This is a genomic window from Mycobacterium sp. 1165178.9 (assembly GCF_001673555.1).
Classification (GTDB): domain Bacteria; phylum Actinomycetota; class Actinomycetes; order Mycobacteriales; family Mycobacteriaceae; genus Mycobacterium.
Window position 1 is genome coordinate 1 of record NZ_LZMB01000378.1, and the last position, 6987, is coordinate 6987.

The window sequence follows — 6987 nt, forward strand, 5'->3', positions numbered from 1 at the left end:
GGTGGCGTCCTTCGCCCTGGCGCCCAAGCAGGAACTCATCGCCCGGCTCAAAGATGCCGGTGCCGTGGTGATTCCGTCGATCGGCGCGGCCAAGCACGCCCGTAAGGTGGCGAGCTGGGGGGCCGACGCGATGATCGTGCAGGGCGGTGAAGGCGGTGGGCACACCGGCCCCGTCGCCACGACCTTGCTGCTGCCCTCGGTCCTGGATGCCGTGCAGGGCAGCGGGATTCCGGTGATCGCGGCCGGCGGGTTCTTCGATGGGCGCGGCCTTGCGGCCGCGCTGAGCTACGGCGCCGCCGGCGTCGCGATGGGCACCCGCTTTTTGCTGACCTCGGATTCGACCGTGCCGGACGCGGTGAAACGTCGCTACCTGGAGTCGGCGCTGGACGGCACGGTCGTCACGACGAGGGTCGACGGCATGCCGCACCGGGTGCTGCGCACCGGTCTGGTCGAGAAGCTGGAAGGCGGTTCACCGGTACGGGGTCTCACTGCGGCCGTGCGCAATGCAGCCAAGTTCAAACACATGTCGCAGATGACTTGGCGGTCGATGATCAGCGACGGCCTGGCGATGCGCCGGGGCAAGGAGCTGACGTGGTCGCAGGTGGTGATGGCGGCCAACACGCCAATGTTGTTGAAGGCCGGTTTGGTTGACGGCAACACCGAGGCCGGCGTGCTGGCTTCCGGGCAGGTGGCCGGCATTCTCGAAGACCTACCTTCGTGCGCCGAACTGATCGAGAGCATCGTGCGCGACGCGATCAAGCATCTGCAGGCGGCATCCGGGCTGGTGGACGGGGCATAACCACCCGAGGCTGCGTTGAGTGAAGCTTATAGCTAAAGTTATGCGCTATTAAGCTATACTCTTCAAATGAGCTCGATGAAGCACAGCTCTTCACCACGAGCGACCCTCATCGGCGACGTCGTCGGCTCCCGGCGCGCCACCGATCGCCCCGGGCTGCACCGAGTCCTGGCGAGCGCCCTGCAACAAGCGGCCGGCGAGGCGATCGACCCGCCGGCGTTCACCGTCGGCGACGAATTCCAGGGCAGCTACCCGAGTGTGGGCGCCGCGATCGATGCTGCCCTGGGGTTGCGGCTTGCCGTCGGCCCCGAAGTCGATGTCCGGTTCGGCATCGGCTGGGGCGCGGTTACCATCCTCGACGCCGATGCGGGAATTCAGGACGGACCGGGCTGGTGGACCGCGCGGGAGGCCATCCAGCAGACCGCGGCCGCTCAGCGACAACCCGGCTTCACGCTGGTACGCACAACCTTCCGGGCGGACGGCGACAAACGCGGCGACGTCGCCGCGGTCAACGCGGCCCTGATCTGTCGGGACCATCTGCTTGGATCGCTCGATGAGAGATCGTTGCGGATTGTGAGGGGGTTGATGACCGGCCGGACCAAAAAGGAGCTCGCCGCGGACGAGGGCATCAGCCCGTCGGCGGTTTCTCAGCGCGCCAGCCGCGACGGCTTGGACCTGATTGTCCTTGCCAGCCAATATCTTCGGAGCCTGCCGTGAGCGCCATCGCCGTCTTGCTCATCGCACTGGGCGTCGCCGATCTCTGCCGGCGAGCGACAACCGCGGTCTGGGCGCCGCTGTTGATCGGACCGGTCACGGTACTGGCGTGCGCGACGCTGGGCGACCTGTGGCATGCCGGCGACATCGCATTGCTCGCGTTGGCGGCCGCGGCGGTCATCGCCTGGGAATTGCTGTGCGCGCGAAGCGAACACACCGGCACCGCGCAGGGCGCACCCTTGGCCGTTTTCGGTTCCGCGCTGGCGCTGCTGGCGGCGATGTCTGGCTGGTCATCACCGGCCGACGGCGTCGTCGCGCGGTGGGCGGCCTGGGTTCACCTCCCTCTCGGCCACGTCACGCCCACTCGGCTGCTGATGCTCGTCGGCGTGGTCCTGGTCCAATTCGCCACCGCAAATCAGCTGGTGCGCTTGGTGCTTGGCTCGGTGGGCGCGGTACGTCCGGCCGGCGAGCCGCAGCCGTCGGACCGGCTCAAGGGCGGCAGGCTGCTGGGACCGATGGAACGCCTGCTGATTTTGAGCCTCGGCGTCGGCGGACAGGTGGCCGCGGCCAGCGCCGTCGTCGCCGCCAAGGGCATCATCCGGTTTCCGGAGTTGAACGCTCAAACGAACCGCAACGGCGGCGTCGGCATCGACGAGGTGACCGAGTACTTCCTCGTCGGCAGCTTCACGAGCTGGCTGCTTGCCCTGGGCAGCATCGGTCTGGTTGTGGCTACCCGCTGAGCAGCCGGCCTACAGGCGCTCGATGATCGTGACGTTCGCCGTGCCGCCGCCTTCGCACATGGTCTGCAGACCGTAGCGGCCGCCGATGCGCTCGAGCTCGTTGAGCATGGTGGTGAACAGCTTGGCGCCGGTAGCACCCAGAGGGTGGCCGAGCGCGATAGCGCCACCGTTGGGGTTGACCTTCTCCGGGTCCGCCTTGATCTCCTTGAGCCAGGCCAGCACCACCGGCGCGAAAGCCTCGTTGATCTCGACGGTGTCGATGTCATCGATGGACAGTCCGGCCTTGTCCAGTGCATAGCGCGTCGCCGGAATGGGCCCGGTCAGCATGAAGACCGGGTCGGCGGCGCGAGCGCTGATGTGATGGATGCGGGCTCGCGGCGTCAGATTGTGGTCCTTGACGGCCTTTTCGGACGCCAGCAGCACGGCACTGGCACCGTCGGAAATCTGACTTGCCATGGCCGCCGTCAACCGGCCACCCTCGACCAGCGGCTTGAGCCCGGCCATCTTTTCCAGCGACGACTCGCGGGGTCCCTCGTCGACCCGGAACGGCCCGGACTCCGTTTCGACGGTGATGATCTCGTTGTCGAAGTGGCCGCCACGGATTGCCGCGAACGCGCGCTCGTGACTGGTCAGCGCGTAGCGCTCCATCTCCTCGCGCGACAGGTTCCACTTCTCGGCGATCAGCTCCGAACCGCGGAATTGCGAGATCTCCTGGTCGCCGTAGCGGTGCAGCCACTGCTTGGATTCGTTGGTCGGCGAGGTGAATCCGAACTGCTCGCCCACCGTCATGGCCGACGAGATCGGGATCTGGCTCATGTTCTGCACGCCGCCGGCGACGATCAAATCGGCCGTCCCGGACAGAACCGCCTGTGCGCCAAACGAAATCGCCTGCTGGCTCGAGCCGCACTGCCGGTCGACGGTGACGCCGGGAACCTCTTCGGGATAGCCGGCGGCCAGCCACGAGAGCCGCGCGATGTTGCCCGCCTGCGCACCGATGGCATCAACACAGCCGGCGATCACGTCGTCGACTGCGGCGGGATCCACGTCGACCCGATCGAGCAGCCCGCGCCATCCCAGAGCGCCCAAATCCACCGGGTGAATCCCGGCCAGCGATCCGCCGCGCTTGCCGACCGCGGTACGCACAGCGTCGATGACGTACGCCTCTGGCATTTCAGACTCCTTCTTCGATTTTGTTTGATCCCGCAGTAATTCCGCCGAGAACGATGGCGAGGTATTGCTGACCGACCTGCTCCGCCGTGAGCGGCCCGCCCGGCTGATACCAGCGCACCGACACCCAGGTGGTGTCCCGGATGAAGCGGTAGATCAGATCGACGTCGAGGTCGGGGCGAAAGCAGCCCTCCTCGACGCCCTGATTGAGCAACTCGAGCCACATCTTGCGCTGTTGCCGGTTCATGTCCTCGATGTAGGCGAACCGGGGCTGGGACAACAGCCGCTGCGCCTCGTCCTGATAGATGACGACCTGCGCGTGCCGGTGCTCGATCGCCTCGAACGACACCATGAACAACCCCTTGAGCCGCTCCAGGGGGTTGGCCTCGCTGTCCACGATCTCGCGGTAGCGCGCGAACAACCAGTCCAGGAAACTTCGCAACAGCTCGTCGACCATCTCCTCTTTGGAGGAGAAGTGGTGGTACAGGCTGCCGGACAGGATGCCGGCGCTGTCGGCGATGTCGCGGACGGTGGTGGCACGCAATCCACGCTCGGCGAACATGGTCGCGGCAAGCTCCAGTAGCTCGTCTCGACGGCTGTTGGCCTGACCGGGCGCTCGGTCCACCCGACCAGAGTATCAACCAAGCGCTTGCTTGGCCACCGAGGTGTCGTTCCCGTCCCGCCGGCCGTCGCCCGGGTCAGCGCAGCGAGACCGCCGGCGGGGTCTGCGACTCGTCGGCGTTGCCGGACACGAACGCGTTGACCACGCTCGTTTTGGTGCCGCCCGATCGGGTCTGGGCGGTCAGCGGGAAGTTGACGGACCCGGAGAACGTCGCCTCGAGACGGAAGGGGTCGAACAGGTTGATCTTGAGCCCACTGATGTCCGGCTTGCCCCAGGCCGCGGTCCCGTCCACCAGGTCGTAGTCGAAGGCGTGCTGGGGGCAGTCGGGCGGTCGCAGTTGGTTCGAGTTCGCGCAATTCGCCAGCGCGGCCGATATCGCGGCGCTGGTCGCCGACAACCCCTTGTCGCTGAGTTTGAACTCCAGGTCGTTGAAGTACGCGCCCGATGTCGTCAGATTGTCAAGCAGCAAGGGCTTTTTCAAGGTGACGGCCAGATTCGGATTGGTGCTCGCGACGTCCACCCAACCGGGAAAGACGTATACCGGCGCGGTGCCGACGGGCTTGTCGAAGAACGTCGCGGTCTTGACGGCGGCCTGCTCGATGCCCGCGTTGAGGGTGTCCACCTTGATCGCGGCGTGGTCGAGCTTCCAGTCGCTGCCCGCCTTCTTGATCGACATGGTCACGTCCGAGGTGTTCTCGCCGAATTTCGCCGAAACGTGCACCTGGCCGAAGCCGAAGCCGCGGGCGGAATTGTCGTCGAGGATCTTGATGTCGGTGATGGGCCACCGCGCGATCTGCCGTTTGAGGATGTCGTCGGTCAGAAAGTCTTTCGACGCGGGCTGGTCGGTGCTGTATGTCAGCGCGGCTTGCGCGTCCCCGCGGGCGAGCGCTTCGAGGTAGCCTTTGGCCGCGTCACCGGCGCTGCCCGATCCGCCCCCGCTGCTGACGGCGATCACGGTGATGACGATCACGACGATCACGACGGCGGCCACGCTCAGCCCGATGATCAGCGGCTTGCGATTGCGCTGACCGCCGCCACCGTGCGGCCCGTTGAAGTTGGCGACGGTCACCGGCGGTGGCGAGGACCACGACCCGTATGCGGGCTGACCGAACGGGGTTGCCTGGGCGCCTTGGCCCCACTGTTCCGGCCATCCGGCGTCGGATTGCCAGGGGGCACCCGGCGGCTGGCCGGGTGCGTTTGCAGGCGTCGGGTTCTCACCCCACGGTCGGTGACCCGGCCCTTCGCTCACAGCACCCTCCCACCTGCATCAACCGCGTTGGTCGACCATTGTAAACACGTCGCGGCCTCGCGCCAGTCAGCGATATCGCAGCTCACGGGTGCTGGCTGGATACCGAGATGACCTCTCCGGTGAGATAGCTCGAGTAGTCGCTGGCGAGAAACGCGATGGTGGCCGCCACCTCCCACGGCTCGGCGGCACGTCCGAAGGCCTCGCCGGCCGACAGCCGGTCGAGCAACTCGGACGACGACGTCTTCTCCAGGAATTTGTGCCGCGCGATGCTGGGCGACACTGCATTGATCCGCACGTCGTACTCGGCGGCTTCGATTGCGCTGCAACGGGTCAGCGCCATCACTCCGGCCTTGGCGGCGGCATAGTGCGACTGCGAGTGCTGCGCACGCCAGCCGAGAACGCTGGCGTTGTTGACGATCACCCCGCCGTGCGGCGCGTCGCGGAAGTACCGCAGCGCCGCGCGGGTGGCGCGAAACACCGACGTCAGGGTGACATCCAGGACGCGGTCCCACTCCTCGTCGGTCATGTCGACCACCGGCGTCTGTCCGCCCAGCCCGGCGTTGTTGACCAGGACGTCGATGCGGCCCATCCGGGCGGTGGCCGACGCGAACAGCGCATCGATCTGCGCGGTGGACGTCACGTCGCACAGCACGCTTTCGACCCGGCCCTGTCCCAGCGCGGCGAGCTCGTCGGCGGTCTCCCCCAGCCGCCGTTCGTGGTGGTCCGAGATCACCACGTCGGCCCCCTCGGCCAGCGCCCGTCGTGCCGTCGACGCGCCGATGCCGGTGCCCGCGGCCGCGGTCACGACCACCACCTTGCCCCGCAGAAGTCCGTGTCCGGCAATCTCTTTCGGAGCTTCGGACAGACTCATGCTTCCTCCTGTGTCTTCGCGCAAGCGCTCATCCACGTACTTCTCGAGGTAGGCCGAGCACCCGCTCGGCGATGATGTTGCGCTGAATCTCGTTGGATCCGCCGTAGATGGTGTCGGCGCGGGTGAACAGGAACAGGCGCTGCCATTCGTCGAACTCGCCGTCGGCCAGCGTCAGTCCGGGCTTACCGATGACGTCCATGGCCAGCTCGCCGAGATCACGATGCCAATTGGCCCACAACAACTTCGACACGTTGTCCTGGCCGGGTTGTTCGACGTCCATGGTGGCCAACGCGTAGCTGCGCATGGCTCGCAGCCCGGTCCACGCCCGGGTCAGCCGCTCGCGGATGAACGGGTCGTCGGCCGCGCCGGTGCGCTGGGCGAGCTCGGCCAGGTTGGAAAGCTCACGGGCGTAACGAATCTGCTGCCCGAGCGTCGACACGCCCCGCTCGAAGGTCAGCGTGCCCATGGCGACCCGCCAGCCGTCGCCGGGCTCGCCGACCACCAGAGACGCCTCCGTGCGGGCGTCGTCGAAGAACACCTCGTTGAATTCCGCCGTGCCGGTGATCTGGACGATCGGTCGGACCTCCACGCCCGGCTGATCCAGCGGCACCAGCAGATAGGACAGGCCGGCGTGACGCTTGGAACCCTTCTCGGTGCGCGCGACCACGAAGCACCATTGCGACAGGTGCGCCAGCGACGTCCACACCTTCTGGCCGTTGATCACCCACTCGTCGCCGTCGAGTTCCGCGGTGGTCGCCACGTTGGCCAGGTCGCTGCCGGCGCCGGGCTCCGAATAGCCCTGGCACCACAGCTCGGTCACGTCGAGGA

At 66.9% G+C, this 6987-nt stretch carries 8 protein-coding genes; 3 read left to right on the top strand and 5 right to left on the bottom strand.

Annotation, left to right across the window (positions count from 1 at the left end):
* The 3 genes from ipdC to A5652_RS16360 form a co-directional block, all read left to right on the top strand.
* Positions 1–799, top strand: a 799-nt coding sequence (gene ipdC / locus A5652_RS16350; protein WP_067353384.1) for a (3aS,4S,5R,7aS)-5-hydroxy-7a-methyl-1-oxo-octahydro-1H-indene-4-carboxyl-CoA dehydrogenase, incomplete at its 5' end; no start/stop codon positions are given.
* Positions 800–874: 75 nt separating this feature from the next.
* Entirely contained in the window at positions 875–1513 is a 639-nt protein-coding gene (locus A5652_RS16355; protein WP_067353400.1) for a SatD family protein, read from the top strand.
* Positions 1510–2250, top strand: coding sequence for a hypothetical protein (locus A5652_RS16360; protein WP_067353386.1), 741 nt, complete (start codon positions 1510–1512; stop codon positions 2248–2250). The genes A5652_RS16355 and A5652_RS16360 overlap by 4 nt, the downstream gene beginning before the upstream one ends.
* Positions 2251–2259: 9 nt before the next feature.
* Here A5652_RS16360 and fadA6 read toward each other — a convergent pair whose 3' ends face one another.
* The 5 genes from fadA6 to ipdE1 all read right to left on the bottom strand — a co-directional run.
* Entirely contained in the window at positions 2260–3420 is a 1161-nt protein-coding gene (fadA6, locus tag A5652_RS16365; RefSeq protein WP_067353390.1) for a steroid 3-ketoacyl-CoA thiolase FadA6, read from the bottom strand.
* A gap of 1 nt (position 3421) precedes the next feature.
* On the bottom strand, positions 3422–4042 hold the full coding sequence (kstR2, locus tag A5652_RS16370; RefSeq protein WP_067353393.1) for a TetR family transcriptional regulator KstR2: 621 nt from the start codon (positions 4040–4042) through the stop codon (positions 3422–3424).
* Between the two features lie 73 nt (positions 4043–4115).
* Positions 4116–5288, bottom strand: a complete 1173-nt coding sequence (locus tag A5652_RS16375; protein WP_082983942.1) for a DUF4878 domain-containing protein — start codon at positions 5286–5288, stop codon at positions 4116–4118.
* Positions 5289–5370: 82 nt separating this feature from the next.
* A complete protein-coding gene (gene ipdF, locus A5652_RS16380; RefSeq protein WP_067353404.1) occupies positions 5371–6159 on the bottom strand; it encodes a (5R,7aS)-5-hydroxy-7a-methyl-1-oxo-2,3,5,6,7,7a-hexahydro-1H-indene-carboxyl-CoA reductase in 789 nt (262 codons plus the stop codon).
* Between the two features lie 28 nt (positions 6160–6187).
* Positions 6188–6987 (bottom strand): acyl-CoA dehydrogenase IpdE1 (gene ipdE1, locus A5652_RS16385; protein ID WP_067353407.1); only part of this gene is annotated, 800 nt, incomplete at its 5' end.

Bases quoted from the DNA above. Each gene is read 5' to 3' on its own strand.
- A5652_RS16355 (WP_067353400.1), top strand. From the start codon at position 875: ATGAAGCACAGCTCTTCACCACGAGCGACCCTCATCGGCGACGTCGTC.
- ipdF (WP_067353404.1), bottom strand. From the start codon at position 6,159: ATGAGTCTGTCCGAAGCTCCGAAAGAGATTGCCGGACACGGACTTCTG.
- fadA6 (WP_067353390.1), bottom strand. From the start codon at position 3,420: ATGCCAGAGGCGTACGTCATCGACGCTGTGCGTACCGCGGTCGGCAAG.